This is a genomic window from Streptomyces sp. KL116D, assembly GCF_030766975.1.
GTDB lineage: Bacteria > Actinomycetota > Actinomycetes > Streptomycetales > Streptomycetaceae > Streptomyces > Streptomyces longispororuber_A.
Genome location: NZ_JASERH010000013.1, coordinates 24,617 through 46,195 on the forward strand (window position 1 = coordinate 24,617; position 21,579 = coordinate 46,195).

Annotated in this window: 22 protein-coding genes and 1 tRNA gene; 12 read left to right on the plus strand and 11 right to left on the minus strand. The window is 73.0% G+C overall.

The annotated features are described in order from the left end of the window. The first annotated feature begins 170 nt into the window (after positions 1-170). Positions 171-758 (plus strand): flavin reductase family protein, encoded by a 588-nt coding sequence (locus RBJ77_RS04180; protein ID WP_372343744.1) that lies wholly within the window; start codon positions 171-173, stop codon positions 756-758. 284 nt (positions 759-1,042) lie between these two features. On the opposite strand, the gene arfB is transcribed toward RBJ77_RS04180, so the two are convergent. Beyond that, positions 1,043-1,468 (minus strand): alternative ribosome rescue aminoacyl-tRNA hydrolase ArfB, encoded by a 426-nt coding sequence (gene arfB, locus RBJ77_RS04185; protein ID WP_255978652.1) that lies wholly within the window; start codon positions 1,466-1,468, stop codon positions 1,043-1,045. A 188-nt stretch (positions 1,469-1,656) separates the two neighbouring features. Between arfB and RBJ77_RS04190 the strand changes: the two genes are divergently transcribed. Beyond that, complete coding sequence (locus RBJ77_RS04190) at positions 1,657-2,232, plus strand: TerD family protein (protein WP_255978655.1); 576 nt, start codon at positions 1,657-1,659, stop codon at positions 2,230-2,232. A 73-nt stretch (positions 2,233-2,305) separates the two neighbouring features. Here the strand turns inward: RBJ77_RS04190 and RBJ77_RS04195 are convergent, their stop codons facing one another. Then, complete coding sequence (locus tag RBJ77_RS04195) at positions 2,306-2,923, minus strand: LysE family transporter (protein ID WP_372343745.1); 618 nt, start codon at positions 2,921-2,923, stop codon at positions 2,306-2,308. Between the two features lie 471 nt (positions 2,924-3,394). Between RBJ77_RS04195 and RBJ77_RS04200 the strand changes: the two genes are divergently transcribed. Together RBJ77_RS04200 and RBJ77_RS04205 are read left to right on the plus strand one after the other, a co-directional pair. Beyond that, complete coding sequence (locus RBJ77_RS04200; protein WP_372343746.1) at positions 3,395-3,928, plus strand: GNAT family N-acetyltransferase; 534 nt, start codon at positions 3,395-3,397, stop codon at positions 3,926-3,928. 183 nt (positions 3,929-4,111) lie between these two features. Beyond that, entirely contained in the window at positions 4,112-5,680 is a 1,569-nt protein-coding gene (locus tag RBJ77_RS04205) for a M4 family metallopeptidase (RefSeq protein ID WP_372343814.1), read from the plus strand. Here the strand turns inward: RBJ77_RS04205 and RBJ77_RS04210 are convergent. The 4 genes from RBJ77_RS04210 to RBJ77_RS04225 all read right to left on the minus strand — a co-directional run bounded on the left by RBJ77_RS04210 (position 5,673) and on the right by RBJ77_RS04225 (position 9,602). Continuing rightward, positions 5,673-7,076, minus strand: a complete 1,404-nt coding sequence (locus RBJ77_RS04210; RefSeq protein WP_372343747.1) for a M1 family metallopeptidase — start codon at positions 7,074-7,076, stop codon at positions 5,673-5,675. The genes RBJ77_RS04205 and RBJ77_RS04210 overlap by 8 nt on opposite strands. Before the next feature lie 37 nt (positions 7,077-7,113). Continuing rightward, complete coding sequence (locus tag RBJ77_RS04215) at positions 7,114-8,295, minus strand: YncE family protein (RefSeq protein WP_372343748.1); 1,182 nt, start codon at positions 8,293-8,295, stop codon at positions 7,114-7,116. Further along, positions 8,292-8,879, minus strand: coding sequence for an ankyrin repeat domain-containing protein (locus RBJ77_RS04220; RefSeq protein WP_372343749.1), 588 nt, complete (start codon positions 8,877-8,879; stop codon positions 8,292-8,294). Before RBJ77_RS04220 ends, RBJ77_RS04215 begins: the two co-directional genes overlap by 4 nt. A gap of 159 nt (positions 8,880-9,038) precedes the next feature. Beyond that, positions 9,039-9,602 (minus strand): heme-binding protein, encoded by a 564-nt coding sequence (locus RBJ77_RS04225; RefSeq protein ID WP_255982938.1) that lies wholly within the window; start codon positions 9,600-9,602, stop codon positions 9,039-9,041. 241 nt (positions 9,603-9,843) lie between these two features. On the opposite strand from RBJ77_RS04225, the gene RBJ77_RS04230 reads away from it, so the two are divergent. The 3 genes from RBJ77_RS04230 to RBJ77_RS04240 all read left to right on the plus strand — a co-directional run bounded on the left by RBJ77_RS04230 (position 9,844) and on the right by RBJ77_RS04240 (position 12,505). Next, positions 9,844-11,094, plus strand: coding sequence for a sensor histidine kinase (locus RBJ77_RS04230; RefSeq protein ID WP_372343750.1), 1,251 nt, complete (start codon positions 9,844-9,846; stop codon positions 11,092-11,094). Between the two features lie 180 nt (positions 11,095-11,274). After that, positions 11,275-11,925, plus strand: coding sequence for a response regulator (locus tag RBJ77_RS04235; protein WP_372343751.1), 651 nt, complete (start codon positions 11,275-11,277; stop codon positions 11,923-11,925). Positions 11,926-12,004: 79 nt separating this feature from the next. Beyond that, positions 12,005-12,505 (plus strand): hypothetical protein, encoded by a 501-nt coding sequence (locus RBJ77_RS04240; protein WP_372343752.1) that lies wholly within the window; start codon positions 12,005-12,007, stop codon positions 12,503-12,505. A gap of 40 nt (positions 12,506-12,545) precedes the next feature. Here the strand turns inward: RBJ77_RS04240 and RBJ77_RS04245 are convergent, their stop codons facing one another. Further along, entirely contained in the window at positions 12,546-13,226 is a 681-nt protein-coding gene (locus tag RBJ77_RS04245) for a pentapeptide repeat-containing protein (protein WP_372343753.1), read from the minus strand. 162 nt (positions 13,227-13,388) lie between these two features. Here RBJ77_RS04245 and RBJ77_RS04250 point away from each other — a divergent pair, with 162 nt between their 5' ends. Together RBJ77_RS04250 and RBJ77_RS04255 are read left to right on the plus strand one after the other, a co-directional pair. Then, entirely contained in the window at positions 13,389-14,573 is a 1,185-nt protein-coding gene (locus RBJ77_RS04250; protein ID WP_372343754.1) for an NAD(P)-binding protein, read from the plus strand. A 59-nt stretch (positions 14,574-14,632) separates the two neighbouring features. Next, positions 14,633-15,646: a zinc-binding dehydrogenase gene (locus RBJ77_RS04255; RefSeq protein ID WP_372343755.1), complete on the plus strand. Its 1,014-nt coding sequence runs from the start codon at positions 14,633-14,635 to the stop codon at positions 15,644-15,646. A gap of 5 nt (positions 15,647-15,651) precedes the next feature. Here the strand turns inward: RBJ77_RS04255 and RBJ77_RS04260 are convergent, their stop codons facing one another. Next, on the minus strand, positions 15,652-16,125 hold the full coding sequence (locus RBJ77_RS04260; RefSeq protein WP_372343756.1) for an N-acetyltransferase family protein: 474 nt from the start codon (positions 16,123-16,125) through the stop codon (positions 15,652-15,654). Between the two features lie 9 nt (positions 16,126-16,134). Next, positions 16,135-17,079, minus strand: coding sequence for an aminoglycoside phosphotransferase family protein (locus tag RBJ77_RS04265; RefSeq protein WP_372343757.1), 945 nt, complete (start codon positions 17,077-17,079; stop codon positions 16,135-16,137). Here RBJ77_RS04265 and RBJ77_RS04270 point away from each other — a divergent pair. After that, the gene (locus tag RBJ77_RS04270; protein WP_372343815.1) at positions 17,071-17,724 is read left to right on the plus strand and encodes a rhomboid-like protein; all 654 of its coding nucleotides are present in this window, start codon (positions 17,071-17,073) and stop codon (positions 17,722-17,724) included. The genes RBJ77_RS04265 and RBJ77_RS04270 overlap by 9 nt on opposite strands. Here RBJ77_RS04270 and RBJ77_RS04275 read toward each other — a convergent pair. Then, positions 17,721-18,461, minus strand: a complete 741-nt coding sequence (locus tag RBJ77_RS04275) for a thioredoxin domain-containing protein (protein WP_372343758.1) — start codon at positions 18,459-18,461, stop codon at positions 17,721-17,723. The two genes, RBJ77_RS04270 and RBJ77_RS04275, sit on opposite strands and share 4 nt — an antisense overlap. A gap of 152 nt (positions 18,462-18,613) precedes the next feature. Between RBJ77_RS04275 and RBJ77_RS04280 the strand changes: the two genes are divergently transcribed. After that, positions 18,614-20,026, plus strand: a complete 1,413-nt coding sequence (locus RBJ77_RS04280) for an NAD(P)/FAD-dependent oxidoreductase (protein WP_372343759.1) — start codon at positions 18,614-18,616, stop codon at positions 20,024-20,026. Positions 20,027-20,095: 69 nt separating this feature from the next. On the opposite strand, the gene RBJ77_RS04285 is transcribed toward RBJ77_RS04280, so the two are convergent. Beyond that, positions 20,096-20,169: transfer RNA gene (locus RBJ77_RS04285), tRNA-Thr, on the minus strand. 226 nt (positions 20,170-20,395) lie between these two features. Here RBJ77_RS04285 and RBJ77_RS04290 point away from each other — a divergent pair. Continuing rightward, entirely contained in the window at positions 20,396-21,532 is a 1,137-nt protein-coding gene (locus tag RBJ77_RS04290; protein WP_255975236.1) for an ABC transporter ATP-binding protein, read from the plus strand. Positions 21,533-21,579: the final 47 nt, after the last annotated feature.

Here is a 21,579-nt window from a genome sequence, read left to right on the forward strand (position 1 = left end):
AAGGGTTGGCGCCCTTACCCGGGTGCGTTCTGTGTGTTTGCCGAACACGGTAACCAGGACGAGCCGGGTCGAAACCGGGTGTTCCGGTTGATGCCGGTCGGTGGTCCTAGGACCTCGCTCCGTCGTCCGCCCGATGCGAGGCGTACAGATGCCGGACTAGCGTCGATCCCGTGTTGAAGACTCCCCCTGCCACGCCGGTCCCCCCGCTCGCCACCGTCCCCTCCCCTTCCTCCAGGCATCCTGAGGGAGTGAGTCACGACGAGTTCCGCTCCGCCCTGTCCCGCCTCGCCGCGGGCGTCGTCCTGCTGACCGCGCACGAGCCGCAGCTCGACCCCGAGGGCCCCTCCGGGGAGGACGCGGGCATGACGGCGACGGCCTTCATGTCGGTCTCGCTCGATCCGCCGCTGGTGATGGTCTCGCTGCGCAACGGCTCCCGCATGGACGACCTGCTCGACGAGCAGCCCCTGTGGGCGGTGTCGGTCCTCTCCGAGTCGCAGAGCCACATCGCCGGCCGGTTCGCGATGAAGGGCCGCATCAGCGACCGCCTCCTCTTCGAGGACATCCCGTACGTCCGGGGGGAGCACACGGGGGCTCCGCTGGTCGGCGGGGCGTTGGCGACGCTGGAGTGCCGGACGGAGCAGCGGGTGGTGGCGGGTGACCACACGCTGGTCATCGGCCGCGTCCTGGGCGCGGCGCTGCCCAGTGGGGACGGGGGTCCGCTGATGTATTTCCGTGGCCGGTACCGGCACTTGGGGTAGACCGGGGGGTGTTCGTCTGCGGGCCCGGTGGGGGCTGGTCGCGCAGTTCCCCGCGCCCCTGGAGATGCGCCCTTCGGGCGGCATCTCCCCGGGGAGAAGGCTGCGCGCAGCGCATGCCTTTCAGGGGCGCGGGGAACTGCGCGACCAGCCACGACGAGACCCGCACCCGGCATCACACAGAACCCGGCGGACGGCGCCCCGCTGAAGGGGCGCGGGGAACTGCGCGAGAAGCCCCACCGGACGGTGAGACGGCAGCGCTCGGGAACCCGGCAGACGGTCACCCGCTACCAGTCACGCCCGGAGCGCCCCCGCTTCGTATCGGCCCGAGCCTTCTTCTCCCGCAACCGCCGCTCGTTGATGCCGCGAGGCACCCGCGTGGCCCGCCGCGGCTTCGGCGGCGGCGCCGACGCCTCCGCCAGCAGCGCGGCCAGCCGCACCGCCGCGGTCTCGCGGTTGCGCCACTGCGAGCGGTGCTCGGACGCACGGACCGACACGACGCCACCGACCAGGCGGGACGCCAGCCGCTCCAGGGCGCGCGCCTTCCAGACCTCGGGCAGCGCCTGCGTGTTCGCCAGGTCGAAGCGGAGCTCCACCTGCGAGTCGCTGGTGTTGACGTGCTGACCGCCCGGCCCCGACGACCGCGAGAAACGCCAGACGAGCTCGGCCTCCGGAAGGACGACCGAGCCGCGGATGGGATAAGGACCGGACATGCGTCCATGGTCGCGCGTGCGTACGGCCCGCGTCACCCTCTTTTCGCCCGGCGTGCGGCGGCCGGGTAAAGAAAGTAAAGAGAGCTGGAACCTGAGGTACCCCCCTCCGCGTTCATAGGGGTACGAGTAGCTTCGGCTACGCACGTACACCGCGCACCAGCGCACTTAACGAGGGAAGGACTCCCGCAATGGCTGTAAGCCTGTCCAAGGGTGGCAACGTCTCGCTCACCAAGGAGGCTCCGGGCCTGACCGCCGTCACCGTGGGCCTCGGCTGGGACGTCCGCACCACGACCGGTACCGACTTCGACCTGGACGCCTCGGCCATCGCGGTCAACACGCAGGGCAAGGTCTACTCGGACGCCCACTTCGTCTTCTTCAACAACAAGCAGACGCCGGACCAGTCGATCGTGCACACGGGTGACAACCGCTCCGGTGAGGGCGCGGGCGACGACGAGGCGATCAACGTGAACCTGTCGGCGCTGCCCGCCGACGTCGACAAGATCGTCTTCCCGGTCTCGATCTACGACGCGGAGACCCGCACGCAGAACTTCGGCCAGGTGCGCAACGCGTACATCCGCATCGTGAACCAGGCGGGTGGCACCGAGATCGCGCGCTACGACCTCTCCGAGGACGCGGCGACGGAGACGGCGATGGTCTTCGGCGAGCTGTACCGGAACGGGGCGGAGTGGAAGTTCCGCGCCGTGGGCCAGGGTTACGCCTCGGGCCTGGTCGGCATCGCGCAGGACTTCGGCGTCAACGTCTGAGTTCCGTAAGCCAGTCGGGTACGGGCCCCGGCCGCCGCACCGCCTTCGTGGTGCGGGGCCGGGGCCCGTCCGGCTATCCGGACAGGGCCAGATGGGTCGCGAGGCCGGCGATCAGCGTGCTGGACGCGAGGGCGGTCAGCAGCCGGGCCCGCGGACCCGTCAGCGCCCGGCCGAGCAGTGCCCCGCCGCACGCGAGCAGCAGTTGCCAGCTGGCGGACGCGGCGAACGCGGCGAGGACGAACACGGTGCGCTGGGCCGGGCCGGTGGCGTGGCCTCCGCCGCCGCCCAGGACGAGCGCCGCGAAGTAGACGACGGTGAGCGGGTTGAGGAGCGTCAGGCCGAGGAGCCCCAGGTAGGCGTTGCGCGCGGTGAGTCGGGGTTCGTCCGGGCGGGCGTCGTGGCGCCGGCGGAGCGCCTTGACCGTGCCGTGCGCCGCGAGGGCGAGCAGGACGGCCGCCGAGGTCCAGCGCAGCGGGGTCTGGACGGTGCGGACCAGGGGGACGGCGACGGCTCCGCCGGCCACGGCCGCGAGGGCGTAGAGCCCGTCCGCGGTGGCCACGCCGAGCGCCGCGCTCGCGCCCGTGCGCAGGTTCGTCCGGGCCGTCAGGGTCACCAGGTAGGCCGCGATGGCGCCGACCGGTACGGCGATGCCGTATCCGGCGAGCAGGCCCGCGACCAGGGCCCCGGTCACGCGACGGTCGGGATCGGCCTCCGCTCCTGGTCGCGCTGCTGTCGCCCGGCCGGGGTGGGGGCGGGCAGGGGGCGCGGCGTGGTGTGCGGGGAAGTGGTCACGGCCTGAATCCTCCCGGCCGGGGCCAGGGGGTCGCAACGGGTTTCTTCGCCCGGCGCCGGGGTTGCGGTCACGGGGCTCCGCCCCGGACCCCGCTGCTCAATCGCCGCAGAGGCTAGAAATGACGGTCACCGGCCCCGACCCCCGACTCCTTCACCCCCGCAACGGCCTTACGGTCACAGGGCTCCGCCCCGGACCCCGCTGCTCAATCGCCGCAGAGGCTAGAAATGACGGTCACCGGCCCTGACCCCCGACTCCTTCACCCCCGCAACGGCCTTACGGTCACAGGGCTCCGCCCCGGACCCCGCTGCTCAATCGCCGCAGAGGCTTGAGGTGGCCGACCCAAGCGCTTGAGCCGCCTACGCTCGGGCCGTGATCCTCGAAGCCCTCACACCCGGCCCCGACCACCCCCTCCCCGCCGAACTCCTCACCGAGACCGCGGAGCTCTACGCCTCCAATCGGGAGTTCTTCGCGCTGAGCGGGGACTTTCCCGATCCTGACGACATCACCGTGGAGCAGGTCGCCGCCGCCCTCGCCGACGAGCTCGCGCAGCCCGGTGCCGAGGTGTTGCTGGCCCGGGCCGGCGGGCCCCTCGTGGGGATCGCCGTGACCCTGGAGCAGCACCCCGACCCGGCCGACCCGGATCCGTGGATCGGGCTGCTGATGATCGACGGGGCGCGTCAGCGCGCCGGGTTCGGGCGGGAGCTGGCGGCCGCCGTGGAGGAGCGGTTCCGGGCGGCCGGGCGGGACGGGGTGCGGCTCGCCGTGCTGGAGAACAACCCGAAGGGCCTCGCCTTCTGGGCCGCCCAGGGGTACGAGGAGATCGACCGGCGGCGAGACCGCCAACTGGGCCGCCCCTGCCGGGTGTTGCGCAAGACCCTGAACCGGCCACACGCCGTCGAATAACGGACACCCGCCCACCTCCACCGGACACGATCCGGCAAAACCTTGAGCGCGGACTGTCAAAACAGCGGTTCCCGGTGCCACTCTCTCCCCGCGCCCCCCACGCCCCCACCGGGTACACAAGGAGTCCGAGTGAGACACCGCTCTACCGCTCCCCGCGTCGCCGCCCTCGTCGCCAGTGCCGCGATGGTCGTCCTCGGCGTCCAGGCGGGCACCTCCGCCCAGGCCGCCACGGACCGCGCGACAGGCGCCACCGCCCTCCCCCTCAGCGCCTCCCAGCGGGCCACCGCCCTCAAGGACGCGCAGGCCGACGCCCCCACCACGGCCCGCCGACTGGCTCTGGGCGACGGCGAGAAGCTCGTCGCCCGCGACGTGGTCAAGGACGCCGACGGCACCGTCCACACCCGCTACGAGCGCACCTACGACGGCCTGCCCGTCCTCGGCGGCGACCTCGTCGTGCACACCGCGAAGAACGGTGACCTGAAGGGGTCCACCAAGGCACGCAAGGGATCCGTGGCCGTGGCGGACACCGCCGCGTCCGTCACCCCGGCCGCCGCGAAGAAGTCCGCCGTCGCCGCGGCGCCGTCCGTCCGGGACGCCGCCGCCGGCTCCGCCCGCAAGGTCGTCTGGGCCGCCGACCCGGCCACGGCGCCCGTCCTCGCGTACGAGACGGTCGTCACGGGCACCCAGCAGGACGGCACGCCCAGCGAGCTGCACGTCGTCAGCGACGCCGCGAGCGGCAAGAAGCTGTACTCCTACCAGGCCATCGACACCGGCACCGGCGTCAGCGAGTACAGCGGCACCGTCACCGTCGGCAGCACCGCGGCGGCCTCCGGCGGCTACGACCTGACCGACGGCGGGCGCGGCGGCCACAAGACGTACGACCTGAACGGCGGCACGTCCGGCACCGGCACCCTCTTCCACGACGCCGACGACACCTGGGGCGACGGCACGGTCGCCAACCGGCAGACCGCCGCGGTCGACGCCGCCTACGGAGCCGCGGAGACCTGGGACTTCTACAAGGAGGCCTTCAACCGCAACGGCATCGCCGGTGACGGCAAGGCCGCGTACAGCCGCGTCCACTACGGCAACGCGTACGTCAACGCCTTCTGGAACGACAGCTGCTTCTGCATGACGTACGGGGACGGCATCGGCAACCAGCACCCGCTGACCGCCCTGGACGTGGCCGGTCACGAGATGAGCCACGGGCTGACCGCCGCCACGGCCGGGCTGAAGTACAGCCGGGAGTCCGGCGGCCTGAACGAGGCGACCTCCGACATCTTCGGCACCGCCGTGGAGTTCCACGCGGGCAACTCCGCGGACGCCGGTGACTACCTCATCGGCGAGAAGATCGACATCAACGGCGACGGCACCCCGCTGCGCTACATGGACAAGCCCAGCAAGGACGGCGCCTCCGCCGACTACTGGTCGCGCCAGGTGGCCCGCCTCGACGTGCACTACTCGTCGGGCGTCGCCAACCACTTCTTCTACCTGCTGAGCGAGGGCAGCGGCGCGAAGGTCATCAACGGCGTCTCCTACAACTCACCCACGTACAGCGGGACTTCGGTCGCCGGCATCGGACGGGACAAGGCCCAGCAGATCTGGTACAAGGCCCTGTCCACGTACATGACGTCCTCGACCGACTACGCGGGCGCCCGCACCGCCACCCTCCAGGCGGCCGCCGACCTGTACGGCGCGGGCAGCGCGGAGGCCACGGCCGTCGCCGCCGCCTGGACCGCGGTGAACGTCAACTAGCCTTCTCCGGCTTGCCGTCCCCGTACAGCCAGGTGTCCCAGACCCCGGCGAGGGCCTCGCCCTTGCCGGGGTTGCGCTGCTCCACATAGGTCGTGAAGTCGGCCGTGCTCGCGTTCCCGTACTTGTGGTCGGCCGGCCAACTCCGCAGCAGGGAGAAGAACTTGTCGTCGCCGATCACCTCGCGGACGCGCTGCAGCACCATCGCGCCGCGCTGGTAGACCGGCGCGTCGGAGATGTGCGCGGAGGTCGGCGGCTCGGCGGGCGGGAAGGCCCAGACGCCGTCGCTCGCCGGGCGGTCGTACACCGCGTCGAAGGACTGCCGGGCCGTGTCGCCGCCGTGGTCCTCTTCCCACAGCCACTCCGCGTACGTCGCGAAGCCCTCGTTGAGCCACATGTCGCGCCACGACTTCGGGGTGACCGAGTCGCCGTACCACTGGTGCGCCAGCTCGTGGACGAGGGTGGCGAGGTCGGGGGCGCCGGGGAAGACGGGGCGGTTCTGGGTCTCCAGGGCGTAGCCCGCGTCGCCGTCGCGGTCGACGATCGCGCCCGTGGAGGAGAACGGGTACGGGCCGAAGGTCTTCGCCTCCCAGTCGACGACGTCGGGCAGCCGCGCGAGCACCTTCGCGCTCGCCGCGGCCTCGGCCGGGTCGACGGCCGTGTACACGGGGATCCCGGCGGGCGTCCGGCCCTCCTGCGTCTCGAAGTCGCCGATCGCGACGGTCGCCACGTAGCTCGCCATGGGCTGTGCGACGTGCCAGGAGTAGGCGGTGCGCCGGCCGTCGGGGCTGCGCCCGGTGCTTCTCAACTCCCCGTTGGAGACGGCCTTCACCCCCGTCGGGACGGTGACCGTGATGTCGTACGTCGCCTTGTCCGACGGGTGGTGGTTGCCGGGGAACCAGGCCATGGAGCCGGTGGGTTCGCCGAGGCCGAGCGCGCCGTCGGCGGTGCGCAGCCAGCCCTCCTCCGAGCCGTCCGGGTCGGTGATGGTGACGGGTTCGCCGGTGTAGCGGACGCTCGCGCGGAAGGTGGCGCCCTTGCGCAGTTCGTCGTGCGGCCGGACCGTCAGCTCGTGCCCGGCGCGGCTGCCCACGGCCGGCTTCCCGTCGACGGTGACCTTCTTGACCGTCAGCCCTTCCAGGTCGAGGTTGAAGGCGCTGAGGTCCTGGCCCGCGGTCGCGGTGATGTCGGCCGTGCCCGTGAGGCGGTGGGAGGCCGGGTCGTAGGCGAGGTCGAGGGCGTAGTGCGTGACGTCGTAGCCGCCGTTGCCCAGCTTCGGGAAGTACGGGTCGCGCAGGCCCGCGGCGCCGGGGGTGCCGTGGACGCCGCCCTCGCACGCGGCGAGGGCGGCCAGGGCGGTGAGGGACAGCAGGGCCGCGGGGAGCCGGAGGGTGCGCACCCCGCGATCCTATTGCCCCGAATGCCCCGCTTCCGCGTCACAGTACGGCGATGCCCAACGGCCGTTCGCCCGCGGCCAGTCGGCGGACGTCGCCGCTGTCGAGGTCGACGACCGAGATGCCGTTCCAGTAGCCGTCGCGGGTGAAGCCGCCGGTGACGTACGCGGTGCGGCCGTCGGCGGAGACCGCGACGTCCTCGTGCGGTCCGTCGAGCGGGATCACCCTCTCCTTGCCGTCCTTCGTCCGGACGGTCAGCGACGGGCCCTCGTCCTCGGACGGGTCGATGGGTCCTGTGCCGACGGCGAGGAGGGTGCCGTCGGGGGTGACCGTGACGCCGTGCTGGTGCGTGTTCGCCGTCATCCGCTCGATCGTCGAGCGGCCGGTGTCCGGGTCGACGACGACCAGCTTCTCGCCCTCGAAGGGGAACAGCAGCCTGCCGTCGGACGGGCGGACGGCCGCGTAGTGCGGCTTCAGCCAGGAGCCGAGCCCGCCCTCCGTGCCGTACGGGGCGACCTCGATGCGGCGCGTGTCGTGCGTGCGCGCGTCGACGACGGTGACGTCGAACGAGTCGTGGTCGGTCGCGTAGACCTCGCGGCCGTCGCGCGAGACGTCCACGTCGAAGGGGCGGCGGCCCACGTCGGTGACGTCGGTGACCTCGCGGGTCCCGGTGTCGACGGTCTCCAGCGTGCCGTTGCCGCCGGGCACGTTCACGCCGACGTAGACGTGGTCGCCGTCGGGCGCGAGGGCGATGCCCATGCCGCCGCCGCGGTACTCGCCGCCGGTGACCCGCCCGAGGTTCTCCGTCTCGTACGCGACGAGCGCCGTGCGCTTCCGCTGGTGCGTGTCCACGACGGCGACGCCCTCGGCGGTGGCGACCCAGGCCCGGCCGTCCTCGCCGACGACCAGTCCGTACGGGGCCTCGCCGACCCGCACCGAGTCGATCGCGCCCCGGTCGGGGTCGACGAAGGTGACGGTGTCGGAGCCGAAGTCGGCGACGAGGAGGGTGCCGTCGGGGGTCTCGCCGGTGGTCTTCGGCGACGCGGACTTCGGTGACGACGGCTTCGGTGACGACGGCTTCGGTGACGTGGGCGAGCCCGGGGACTTCGTCGCCGAACTCGCTTTCGTTTCAGGGGAGTTGGCGTCCGACGCGTCGCTCTGCTGGGCGGCGCACCCGGTGGCGAGGACCACGACGGCCGTCGCGGCCAGGACGAGACGCCTCACCGTACGGCCCTCAGCAGACCGGCGATCTCCTGGAAACCGCGGCGCTCCGCGTGCTCCAGGGCGGTGACGCCGTCCGCGTCGGGCAGCCCGGGGTCGGCGCCCGCCGTGATCAGCAGCTCCACGATCTCCTGGTGGGCCCGGCCGCCGTCGCCGAGGATCACGGCTTCGAGCAGCGCGGTCCAGCCGAGCCGGTTGACGTGGTCGACGTCGATGTCGGTCTCGCGCAGCACGGCCCGGACGTAGTCGACGTGGCCGCGCTCGGCCGCCGGGATGACGGAGATGCCGCCGAAGCGGTTCGTCACCTTCAGGTCGGGGTGCGCGGGCAGCAGCGCGCGCATCATCGCGACGGACCCGGTGACGCCCGTGACCAGCCAGGCGCTGTCACTGCGGTCGTCCTGGGCGTTCGGGTCGGCCCCGGCCCCGACGAGGACCTGCGCGGCGGCGACGTGGTCGTGCAGCGCCGCGAGGAGGAGCGGGGTGCGGCGGTGGGCGTCGCGGGCCTCGGGGTCGGCGCCCGCCCCGAGGGCGGCGCGGACGGCTCCGGCGTCGCCCGTCGCGGCAGCGTCCAGCAGGTTTCGGTTCATCGGGCCCCTCCGAAGGGTCAGGAGGAGCGGGGCCAGGGGCAGCGGCCCGTGGCCCACGCCCCGTCGCGATGGCTGTCTCGTGGGCGAGTGCGCGTCCATGGTGGCCGGTGGCACAGAGCCCCGCGCCCCTCGGGGGGACGCGGGGACTGGCGCACGGTCCTAGCCGAGGGAGGCCACGCCGGCCTGGGCGAACTTCTCGTCCAGGTCGCCCGACGGGGCGCCGGCCACGCCGATGCCGGCGATCGGGGCGTTCTTCGCGGTGACGGGGGCGCCGCCCGCGAGGAACAGGGTGCCCGGGATGTCCTTCAGCGTCGGGGCGTTCTCCAGGCGCTTGGTCAGCTCCGAGGTCGGGGCGTTCCAGGAGACCGCGGTGTACGCCTTCTTCACGGCCGACTCGTAGGACTGCGGGCCCGCGCCGTCGCCGCGCAGGGTCAGGATCGTGTTGCCGTTGCGGTCGACGACGGCGACGGAGACCTTCTGGTTCTCCTTCTCGGCGGCGTCGAGCGCGGCCTGCGCGGCCTTCGACGCGGCGTCGATCGTCAGGTGCGTGGACGACGTGGTGGTGTTGCCCTTGACGTTGGCGGCCGGGGCGGCGGCCACGGCCTGCGTCGTCTCCGAGGCGCTCGCCGAGTAGGCGCCGAAGCCACCGAGGGCGACGGCCGCGGCGAGGGTCGTGCCGGTGATGACGCGGGTGCGCTTCGAGACCTTCTTGACGTGCTTCATGAGGACAACTCCCAAGTTCGGTGAGGGTGGTCGGGCGGTGTGCCCGGAACCTCTCGGTGCCGTTCGTCGAGGAGGCCCGGGGCTCCGGGGGTGCATCCCGGTTCCGCCGTCCCGCTCTGCCTCAATCCTGGGTCCGGAACGGGGCCGGGACCCTCGACGGACCGGCTGGACGCGGCGCGCCGAGCGGCCGACACCGGGGTCATCCGAACGGTTGACCCCGGGGGCGCCGCCCCCGACGACAATGGGAGTGTTTGCCCAGTTCGCAGCGGTGGAGGAGGTGACGGTGGGCGCGACCACGAGACGCACCGACCAGTCGTACGAGAACGACACCCGGTGGCTCACCGCCGTCATGCACGCCGCGTTCTTCCTGCTGCTCGGCGTCGCCCTGGCCCGGTTCCTGCTGCGCCACCCCGGCGGCACCCGCACGCCCTGGATCATCGTGCTCAGCGTGGTCCTCGCCGTGCTGTACGTCCTCGGGATCGCGCTGGACGGCCCGCGCCGCGCCACCGTGCGGCGGCGCCTGTGGCTGGCGGCCGTGGTCGCCGTGGTCGTGGTCCTCGTGATCCTCGCGCCCAGTTTCGCCTGGGTCGGGATCCCGCTCTTCTACACCGGTCTGCGCACGCTGCCCACCCGCGCGGCCCTGGTCCTGGTGACGCTGCTGACCGGTCTCGTCATGGCGTCCCAGCTGCGTCTCGCCGGGCGCTGGGACCCCGACCTGGTGCTCGGCCCGCCCGCCGTCGCCATGCTCGCCACCGCCGTCTTCCTCCAGATGCAGCGGCAGGCGGCCCGCCAGCGCGCCCTCATCGACGACCTGATCAGGACCCGCCGCGAACTCGCCGCGTCCGAGCGCCGCGAGGGCACGCTCGCCGAGCGCCAGCGGCTGTCCATGGAGATCCACGACACCCTCGCGCAGGGCCTGTCCAGCCAGCAGATGCTGCTCCAGGCCGCCGAGCGGGTGTGGGAGTCCGACACCGGCAAGGCCCGCGCCCACGTGCACACGGCGGCGTCCATCGCCGAGCACAACCTCACCGAGGCGCGCCGCTTCGTGCACGACCTGGCGCCCGCCGACCTCGCCCACGGCCTGGAGGCGGCGCTGCACACCGTCGCCGCGCGGGAGTCCGGCGACCGGCTCTCGGTCCGCGTCCACATCGACGACGGGGGCCGCACCCCGCGGCTGCCCGACCGGGTCCAGTCGGCGCTGCTGCGGATCGCGCAGGGCGCGCTGGCCAACGTACGGGAGCACTCCGGCGCCACCACCGCGGCGATCACGCTCACGCTCCTCGACGACCAGGTCGTCATGGACGTCGCCGACGACGGCCACGGCTTCGACCCGGCGGCGCTGCCGGACGCCGCCGCGGGCGTGCGCGGCCACGGCCTCCCCGCGATCCGCGCCCGCGTCCACCAGCTCGGCGGCACCCTGACGATCGAGTCGTCCCCCGGCGAGGGCGCGGTCCTCTCGGCGGCGATCCCCTTGGAGCCGCCAGATGCCTGACGCCACGGGGCGCCGCCCCGGACCCCGCTCCTCAATCGCCGGAGGGGCTGGATTTGACCGCCCCCGGGATGTCGGCCGCAGGCCGCGCCCTCAGGGGCGCGGGGAACTGCGCGACCAGCCACGACGCAACACGCACCCGCCCACCCGCTCGACCCGCCACGGCGAGAAGGAGCCCACCCCATGACCGGCCCGAGCCCAGCCAACGCCCCGGTGCGAATCCTCCTCTGCGACGACCACGCAGTGGTCCGCGCCGGCCTGCTCGCCCTCCTCGACAGCGCCCCGGACATCGAGGTCGTCGGCGAGGCCGGCACCGGCGAGGAAGCGCTCGCCCTCGGCGCGAAACTGCGCCCCGACGTCGTCCTGATGGACCTCCAGCTCGGCGAGGGCATCGACGGCGTGGAGACCACCCGCCGCATCGCCTCCGCCCCGTCCCCCACCCCGAACGTCCTGGTCCTGACCACGTACGACACCGACGCCGACATCACCCGCGCCATCGAGGCCGGCGCCACGGGCTACCTGCTCAAGGCGGAACGCCCGGAGGAACTGTTCGCCGCGATCCACGCCGCGGCCCAGGGCCGCACGGCCCTCTCCGCCCCCGTCGCCAGCCGGGTCATGGCGAACATGCGCAAACCGCGCCCCACCCTCACCGACCGCGAGCGCGACATCCTCGGCCAGCTCGCGCACGGCCTCGGCAACCGGGAGATCGCCAAGGCCCTGTTCATCAGCGAGGCCACCGTCAAGACGCACCTGGGCCGGATCTACGACAAGCTCGGCGTGGACACCCGGGCGGGCGCGGTGGCCGTGGCGAAGGAGCAGCGCCTGCTGCCCTGAGCAGGCGGCGCCTGCCGCCCCGAGCGCACGGGACCGCCGCCGTGCGCCCGCCGGGCCGGTACGTGACACCATCACGTACGTGCTCGACATCGGTTACGCCCTCTCCCGCCGCTTCCCGGATCCGCCGCAGACGGACTACCGGCGCGCGGACGTCCACGCGCTGCGCCACGACCTGTTCAGCGGTGACGTGTACCTCGCCGACACGAAGGCGGACCGGGAGCTGTCCACAGCCTGGGGATGGGTGCCGGTGCTCGACTTCGCGTGGGCGCTGTGCGACATCGTCGAGCAGGTGGACCGCGACCCGCGCGGCAGCCGCAGCGCCACCCCCCAGTACGCGGAGCTGGACTTCACCGAGTCCACCGACCGCATGCTCTTCGAGCGCCGGTTCGGCTGGGTCGACATCGAGGCCGACTGGATGCCGGGCGACGAGCCCCCGCTGACCTTCTCCCACGCCGAACTGCGCCGCGAGGCCCGGGACTTCCTGCACGACCTGATCGCCGACCTCACCGACATGCACGAGGACCTCGGCGACAACCCGGCGATCTGGGACCTCCAGGGCCGCTTCCCCCGCCTGAAGTAGCCCCCGCCCCGCCATCTGACCCGGCCCGGCCCGGCCTGCGCTACCCCTCCACCCGCACCCCGAGATGCGCCGCCAACGCCGGCGCCAGGTCCAGCAGTTGACCCGGTGAGATCACCGCGCCGCCCAGCCGGTCGATCCCGCGCGCGATCTCCAGCTGCGCCGCCTCCCGCAGGTCCACGTCCGTCAGCGTCACCCCCGACAGGTCCGCGCCCTTCAGCACGCACCCGGGGAACTCGACCCGCTCCAGGCGCGCGCCCCCGAAGTCCGGCTCGACCAGCACGCAGCCCTCGAAGACGACGTCCTTGAGCCGCGCCTTGCGCAGGTTCAGATAGTCGATCTTGCCGCCGCGGATCACCACCCGCTCCAGGCCCGCCCCGTGCAGCTGCACCCCGCCGAGCCGGGCGTCCACCACCTCCACGTCCCGCAGCGTCGCCTCCGCCAGGTCCGTGCCGACGCCCCGGACGCCGGTCAGCGTCGAGTCGAGGACCCGGGCCCGGCGCAGCGCCGTCTCGTCGAAGCCGCACCCCTCGACCGCGCAGTCCATGAACCGCGCCCCGATCCCCTCCTGCCCGGTGAAGTCGACCGCGCGGAACTCCACGCCGTCGTAGTCCCCGTCCGGCTCCAGGAGGCCGCCCTCCCGCCACGGCTCCAGCGGAGGCAGCCGCACCTCCGGCCGCCGCGCCCGCTTCACCTTCGCCGCTCCACCACGCCTGTCCGCCATGCCCCCATGCTGCCCGCCCCCACTGACAGTGCCCACCGACAACCCCGGCCGCACCCCTGCGACCTGCGCCGATTCCTCCGATGTCACATTCGGGCCCCGCTCGTCCGTCGTATCCGGGAGAGCGCACGCGCGCCACAGACGCCCGCACAGGCAGGAGCGACCATGCCCCGCAGCACCCCCGACCTCACCGTCATCGGCGGCGGCTTCGCCGGCCTCACCGCCGCGGTCACCGCCGCGGAGGCCGGCGCCCGCGTCACCCTCTACGAGGCCCACCACACCCTCGGCGGCCGCGCCCGCACCGCCGACGCCCCGTACCGCACCCACGAAGGCCCGCACGCCCTCTACGACGGCGGCCCGCACTGGACCTGGCTGCGGCAGCGCGACCTGCTCGGACCGCTCGCGCCGATCCCTCCCCTTGAGGGCGCCCGGCTGCGCTTCCACCGCGACGGCGCGCTGCGCCGCACCCCGCCCCTCGCGCTCCTGCGGCTGCTCCGGCACCGGCCCGAACTCGCCCCGGTCGACGAGGACTTCACCACCTGGGCGAGCCGCATCGTCGGGCCGGCGGGCGCCCGGGCCGCCGCGCACTACACGGCGGTCGCGCTCTTCCACCACGACCCGGGAGCACTCTCCGCGCGCTTCGTGCAGGAGCGCCTGCGCCGCACCGCCAAGCTGCCGCCCGAGGCGCACTACCCGGTCGGCGGCTGGTCGTCGGTCATCGACCGGATGGCGGCCCGCGCCTGGAACCTGGGCGTGCGCGTGGAGACCTGCGCCCGGCTCGACACCGTGCCCACCGGCGCCCCGACGGTCGTCGCCACGTCGCTGGACGCGGCCCGCCGGCTGCTGCGCGACGACTCCCTCGTCTGGGACAGCGGCCGTACGACGCTGGTCGACCTGGCCGTCCGCAGCCGTCGCGGCGACGCGTTCGCGGTCTCCGGGATCGACTTCCCGGCCTGGATCGAGCGGTTCACGGCGCAGGACAGGTCGCTCGCCCCGCGCGGCGAGAGCCTGGTCCAGGGCCAGGTCCCGCTCGCCCCGCACGAGTCGAAGGCCGCCGGGTCGGCCCGCGCCGACCGCCTCCTCGACCTGGCGCTGCCGGGCTGGCGGGACCGGCTGACCTGGCGCCGCGACGCGGTCGCCAAGGGCCGCACGGGCGCGCTCGACCGGCCCGGCACGACCTGGCGCGACCGGCCCGCGATCGACCGGGGCGACGGCGTCTACCTGGCGGGCGACATGGTGGCGGCCCCCGGCGTCCTGTCCGAGGTCTCCCTCACCAGCGCGATCGAGGCGACGACGCTCGCGCTGCGGTCCCGGGTCTCCGTGCAGGGCCTTGACCTCAACCGCGCTTGAGGTCGAAGACTGGCGGCACACGAGAGCACGGCACGACAGACGCACCACGGGGAGCGCTCATGCACGCCATCCGCCTGCACGCCTTCGGCCCGGCCGAGAACCTCACGTACGAGAAGACCGACGACCCCGAGCCCGGCCCGGGCCAGGTCCGCATAGCGGTGGCGGCCGCGGGCGTGCACCTGCTGGACACCGCGGTCCGCCAGGGCATCCAGGGCCCGCTGCCGCACCTCCCCGACCTGCCCACGATCCCCGGCCGCGAGGTCGCGGGCACCGTCGAGTCGCTCGGCCCGGACACCGACCCGTCCTGGCTCGGCAAGCAGGTCGTCGTCCACCTGGGCTTCACGCCCGGCGGCTACGCCGAGCTGGCCGTCGCGGACGCCGCCCGGCTGCACGAGATCCCGGCGAACCTGGACGCGGCCGGGGCCGTCGCCATGATCGGCACCGGCCGCACCGCGATCGGCATCCTCGACTTCGCCGAGGTCACCCCGGACACGGTCGCCATCGTCCCGGCCGCGGCGGGCGGCATCGGCACGCTCGTCGTCCAGTACGTGAAGCACGCGGGCGGCACCGTCATCGGCCTCGCCGGCGGCCCGGAGAAGACGGCCCAGGTCGAGCGGAACGGCGCGGACCTGGCCCTCGACTACCAGGACCCCGGCTGGGCGGACACGGCACGGGAGTTCCTCGACGCGCGCGGCCTGCGCGGCACCGTCCTGTTCGACGGGGTCGGCGGACCCGCGGCCCGCGCCGCCCTCGACCTGCTCGGCCCCGGCGCACAGCACCTGATCTTCGGCTGGTCCGCCGACGGCATCGGCGGCGCCCCCGGCCCGCAGCTCCTGGACGAGGCCGAGCGCACCCGCCGCGACCTCACCCAGGTGGAGGTCCTCGGCCCGCCGATGATGCGGCGGGCGGGCGGCGACAACCCGATCCGCACCCTCGAACTGGCCGCCCTCGACCTGGCCGCCCGCTCCGTCCTCAGCCCGGCCGTGCACCGCTTCCCGCTCGCCGAGGCAGCGGCCGCGCACCACGCCCTCGCCTCGCGCGGCACCACGGGCAAGGTGGTCCTGGAGCCGTAACTCCCTTACGCGCCCAGGCTGTTCAGTGCCTCGTCGGTGAGCCGGAACACCGTCCACTCGTCCTGCGGCCGCGCGCCGAGCGCGCGGTAGAAGGCGATGGACGGCTCGTTCCAGTTCAGCACCGACCACTCCAGACGCTCGTAGCCACGCGCCACGCAGATCCGGGCCAGCTCGGTCAGCAGGGCCTTGCCGTGGCCGCCGCCGCGCGCGCCGGGGCGTACGTACAGGTCCTCCAGGTAGATCCCGTGGACGCCGCGCCAGGTGGAGAAGTTCAGGAACCAGAGCGCGAAGCCGACCGGTTCGCCGGTGGCGTCGTCCTCGGCGACGTGCGCGAAGGCGGCGGGCCGCTCGCCGAACAGTGCGTCCCGCAACTGCTCCTCGGTGGCCCGGGCCTCGTCCAACGCCTTCTCGTAGTCGGCGAGTTCCCTGACCATGGCGTGGATGACGGGAACGTCTGCGGGGGTGGCTTCACGGATCATGTGCGCAGGTTAAGCCTTCGGGCGCGCGAGCCTGCGCGCGATCTCCATCCCGTCCGGTGAGAGCGGGCGGCCGTCCTCGACGTCCCACAGCGCGTTCTGCAGCACCCGCCCGAGCGTCCAGGCCCGCGCCCGGTCCCGGTCGAGGCCGAGGACGTCCGTCATCGCGTCGAACCGCCACACCACCTCGTCCGGCTCGAAGCGGTTGTCGAGGGCGGGCCACAGGTCGAAGCCCGGGTCGCCCGCGAGCGGCTTCGGGTCGATCGCCAGCCACGGCTCCCGGCCACTGTCCGCCCGCGGGGCCAGCACGTTCTCGAAGTGCAGGTCCCAGTGCAGCAGCCGGTCCCCGGCCTCGCCCACGACCTCCCGGACGGCCGCCGCGCAGTCCGCCACGGTGCGCCGCTGCGCCGGGTCGGCGATCCGCGGCAACGCGTCCGGCACGTCCGCCAGCATCCGGGCCGCGATGTCGGAGAGGCGCCGCAGGCCGGCCGGCGCGGGCCCGGCCGTGAGCCGCGCGAGCAGCTCGGCGATGACGAGGACGGCCTTGCGGGAGTCCGCCACGACGCTCAGCATCCGCCCCGCGTCCAGCCGTTCGAGCAGCATCGTGCCGGTGGCGTCGTCGTGGTCCAGGAGCCGCACCGCCCCGTCGCCGTCCCAGTGCCGCAGCGCGACGGGCTCGCCGTCGGTCTCCTCGTCGAGCACCTGGAACTTCACGACGGCCGGCACCCCGTCCGCCGCCCGCACCACGGGCAGCACCAGCGCGGCCATCCCGTGCATCGGCGGCCCGTCGACCGTCAGCCCCCACCGCTCGACGAACTCCTCGACGCGGGCGGGCAGCCCCGCGATGAACGCCCGGCCCGCCTCCCCCGCGAACTCGTACTGCGACTCAATCAGTCCGCCCGGAATGTCGATCACGCCGCCGACCCTACCGGCGTGCCTGAATCGACCATGCACCATTTTCTCCGCCGCGTGGGGGCCTACGTCCGCAGCGCTCCGGGCACCTACGTCTGGCTGGCCGCGCTCTTCGTGACGACGGTCGCCGTGCACCACATGAGCCCGGAGTTCGAGGAGGAGTTCCTGCGCCAGCGCTCCACGAACCTGCACGAGCTGTCGCAGAACCCGATGCGGGTCCTGGTCTCCTCGGCGTTCTGGATCGACGGCGCCACCTGGTGGCCGTACGCGGTGCTCTACACGGTCTTCCACGCGCAGGCGGAGCGCTGGCTCGGCACGCTGCGCTGGCTCGCGGTCGCCGCGGCCGCGCACGTCCTGGCGACACTGATCAGCGAGGGCGCGCTGCTGTGGGCGATCCGGCACGGCCACGCGCCGCCGTCGTCGGTGAACACCCTCGACGTGGGCGTCAGTTACGCCCTGGCGGGCGTCGTCGCGGTCCTCACGTACCGGATCAGCTCACCGTGGCGGTACGTCTACCTGGCGGTGGTGCTGGTGGTCTACGGGAGTCCGCTCGTCACGGGCCGCACGTTCACGGACCTCGGCCACTTCACGTCGGTCCTGATCGGCCTGGCCTGCTTCCCGTTCGTCCGGGACGCGGGCGGGGCGTGGAACCCGGTGCGCGCCCTGCGCCGGACCCCCGACAGAAGCTAGGAGATCCCGGCGTCCTTCAGGACCGCCGCGAACGACGCCTTCCCGTAGAGGGCGTCCTCGCCGCCACCCGCCTTCTTCCCGTCGATCAGCACGGTCGGCGTGCCCTGCATCCCGTCGTCCCGGAACGCCCGCATCGCGTCGCCGACCCACTTCTCGTACGCGCCGTCGTTCACGGCACTGTCGAAGGCGGTCGAGCGCAGCCCGTCGACCTTGCCGGCGATCTTCAGCAGGAAGGCGTTCGTGTACGCGTCCTGCGACTCGTCGTCCGGCTGGTTGGCGAAGACGGCGGCGTGGAACTCGGGGAACTTCCCCGCGTCGACCGAGGCGCGCAGCGCGTTCGCGGCGTTCACCGAGCCGGAACCGCCGAGGTTGTCGTCGAGGAACGAGGCGATCGTGTACTCGATCTTCACGTCGCCGCTCGCCACGGACTGCGTCAGCGCCCGCGCCCCGCCCTCCTCGAACTTCTTGCAGTAGGGGCAGCGCGCGTCCTCGTAGACCTTCACCGTGTGCGGCGCGTCCTGCTCGCCGACCGTGATCGCGGCGCCGTCCGCCCGGGCGGGCAGACCGGCGAGCGTCCCGGGGTCGGCGACGGCCCGCACCTCGGCGACGGTGCCGCCGTCGGCGGAGCCGGCCGCCTTCGGCGTCCCCGACGAACAGGCGGCGAGCACCGCCCCGAGGCCCACCACGGCGACGGCCGCTCCCGCACCGCGCCCCCTGCCACGTATCGCGCGCCTCATACCAGCACCCCAGAACCTTCCCGAACCGATCAGATCCCCTCAAACTACGCACCCGCCCACCCCCGGCGAAGCGCCGAACGGCCCGATCCACCGGGACCAACGCCCTCTCCCCTCTGCCGCGAACCCCCTCCCTCCCAGTAACGTCCACCGCCATGAGCAGCACGAACAACGCGACGGCGACGGTCAACGGCGGCATCTCGTTCTGGTACGCGCAGCACGGCATCCCCGTCGCGCGCGAGCCCCTCGCCGGTGACGCGAGCGCGGACGTCGTCATCGTCGGCGGCGGCTACACCGGACTGTGGACGGCGTACTACCTGAAGAAGGCCGCGCCCTTCCTGCGCATCACGGTCCTGGAGCAGAAGTTCTGCGGCTACGGCGCCTCCGGCCGCAACGGCGGCTGGCTCTACAACGGCATCGCCGGCCGCGACCGCTACGCGAAGCTCCACGGCCACGAGGCGGCCGTCCGCCTCCAGCAGGCCATGAACGAGACCGTGACGGAGGTCGTCGACACCGCCCGCGCCGAGGGCATCGACGCGGACATCCACCACGGCGGCGTCCTCGAAGTCGCCTACACGCCGGCCCAGTTGGCGCGCCTGAAGGACTTCCACGCCGCGGAACTCTCGTACGGCGAGAAGGACCGGGTGCTGCACGGCGCCCGCGAGACGGCGGACCGGATCCGGGTGGCGGGCGCGGTCGGCTCGACGTGGACCCCGCACGGCGCCCGGCTGCACCCGGTGAAGCTGGTCCAGGGCCTGGCCCGCACGGTCGAGGCGCTCGGGGTGACGATCCACGAGTCGACCCCGGTCACGGAGATCAAGCCGAAGCACGCCGTCACCCCGTACGGCACGGTCCGTGCCCCGTACGTCCTGCGCTGCACGGAGGGCTTCACGGCGTCGCTCAAGGGCCAGCGCCGCACCTGGCTCCCGATGAACTCGTCGATGATCGCGACGGAGCCGCTGACGGCGGCCCAGTGGGAGTCGATCGGCTGGGAGGGCCGCGAGACGCTGGGCGACATGGCCCACGCGTACATGTACGCGCAACGCACGGCCGACGACCGCATCGCGCTCGGCGGCCGGGGCGTCCCGTACCGCTTCGGCTCGCGCACGGACAACGACGGCCGCACCCAGCCGCAGACGATCACCGCCCTCACCGAGATCCTGACCCGCTTCTTCCCCCAGCTCACCGGGGTCCGGGTGGACCACGGCTGGTCCGGCGTCCTCGGCGTCCCCCGCGACTGGTGCGCCACGGTCACCCTCGACCGCTCGACGGGCCTCGGCTGGGCGGGCGGCTACGTCGGCTCGGGCGTCGCCACCGCGAACCTCGCCGCCCGCACCCTGCGCGACCTGGTCCAGCAGGACTCGGGCCAGTCGGGCCCCACGGACCTGACGGCGCTCCCCTGGGTCAACCACAAGGTCCGCAAGTGGGAGCCGGAGCCGCTGCGCTGGCTGGGCGTGCACGGCATGTACGCCACGTACAACGCCGCCGACCGCCGCGAACTGACCACGCACACGGCGACCTCGTCCCGCCTCGCACAGACCGCGGACCGCCTGGCCGGCCGGCACTGACCTGCCCCGCGCTGCCCCGCGCACAGCAAAACCCCAGGCCGGAACCGATCCGGCCTGGGGTCTCAGGGGAGCCCCCTGTCGGATTCGAACCGACGACCTACGCATTACAAGTGCGTTGCTCTGGCCATCTGAGCTAAGGAGGCAGCCCGAGCAGTGTAACCAAACCCGTGCGCCCGCCCATCGAAAATTTCGGCGAATCTCACAGGCCCCGACCTACTGACAGACCCGGCACCCGGCAGGTACGGTCCGATCAGTTCACCCGCGTGGACTACACCAGTGCTACAAGCCCCTGCGGCAGCAGCCGCAGCGGCCCCACCTTTACAACGGATCGTCCGGCACGTTCCTGCCGGTGAAGGGGGCTTCACAGCCATGGCTTCTGTCACGTTCGACAAGGCGACCCGCGTCTACCCGGGTTCCACCAAGCCCGCGGTCGACGGCCTGGACATCGAGATCGAGGACGGCGAGTTCCTCGTCCTCGTCGGTCCCTCCGGCTGCGGCAAGTCGACCTCCCTGCGCATGCTCGCGGGTCTCGAGGACGTCAACGGCGGTGCGATCCGCATCGGTGACCGCGACGTCACGCACCTGCCGCCGAAGGACCGGGACATCGCCATGGTGTTCCAGAACTACGCGCTCTACCCGCACATGTCCGTCGCCGACAACATGGGCTTCGCGCTCAAGATCGCCGGCGTGAACAAGGCGGAGATCCGGCAGAAGGTCGAGGAGGCCGCGAAGATCCTCGACCTCACCGAGTACCTGGACCGCAAGCCGAAGGCCCTCTCGGGTGGTCAGCGCCAGCGTGTCGCCATGGGTCGCGCCATCGTGCGTGAGCCGCAGGTGTTCCTCATGGACGAGCCGCTGTCGAACCTCGACGCCAAGCTCCGCGTGTCGACCCGTACGCAGATCGCGTCGCTGCAGCGCCGCCTCGGCATCACCACCGTCTACGTCACCCACGACCAGGTCGAGGCCATGACGATGGGCGACCGCGTGGCGGTCCTCAAGGACGGTCTGCTCCAGCAGGTCGACTCGCCGCGCAACATGTACGACCGCCCGGCCAACCTCTTCGTCGCCGGCTTCATCGGCTCCCCGGCCATGAACCTGGTCGAGGTCCCGATCACCGACGGCGGCGTGAAGTTCGGCAACTCGGTCGTGCCGGTCAGCCGTGAGGCCCTCAAGGCCGCCACGGACAAGGGCGACACCACCGTCACGGTCGGCGTCCGCCCGGAGCACTTCGACATCGTCGAGCACGGTGGCGAGGCCGCGAAGTCCCTCACGAAGGACGCGAGCGACGCCCCGGCCGGCCTCGCGGTCTCGGTGAACGTCGTCGAGGAGCTCGGCGCCGACGGCTACGTCTACGGCGCGGCCCAGGTCGGTGGCGAGCACAAGGACCTGGTCGTCCGGGTGAACGGCCGCCGGGTTCCGGAGAAGGGCACCGAGCTGCACGTCGTGCCGCGTCCGGGCGAGACCCACGTGTTCGCGACGTCGACGGGCGAGCGCCTCTCCGACTGACACGGCCTGACACGGCCCGACGCTGCCTGACACAGCCTGAGCCACTC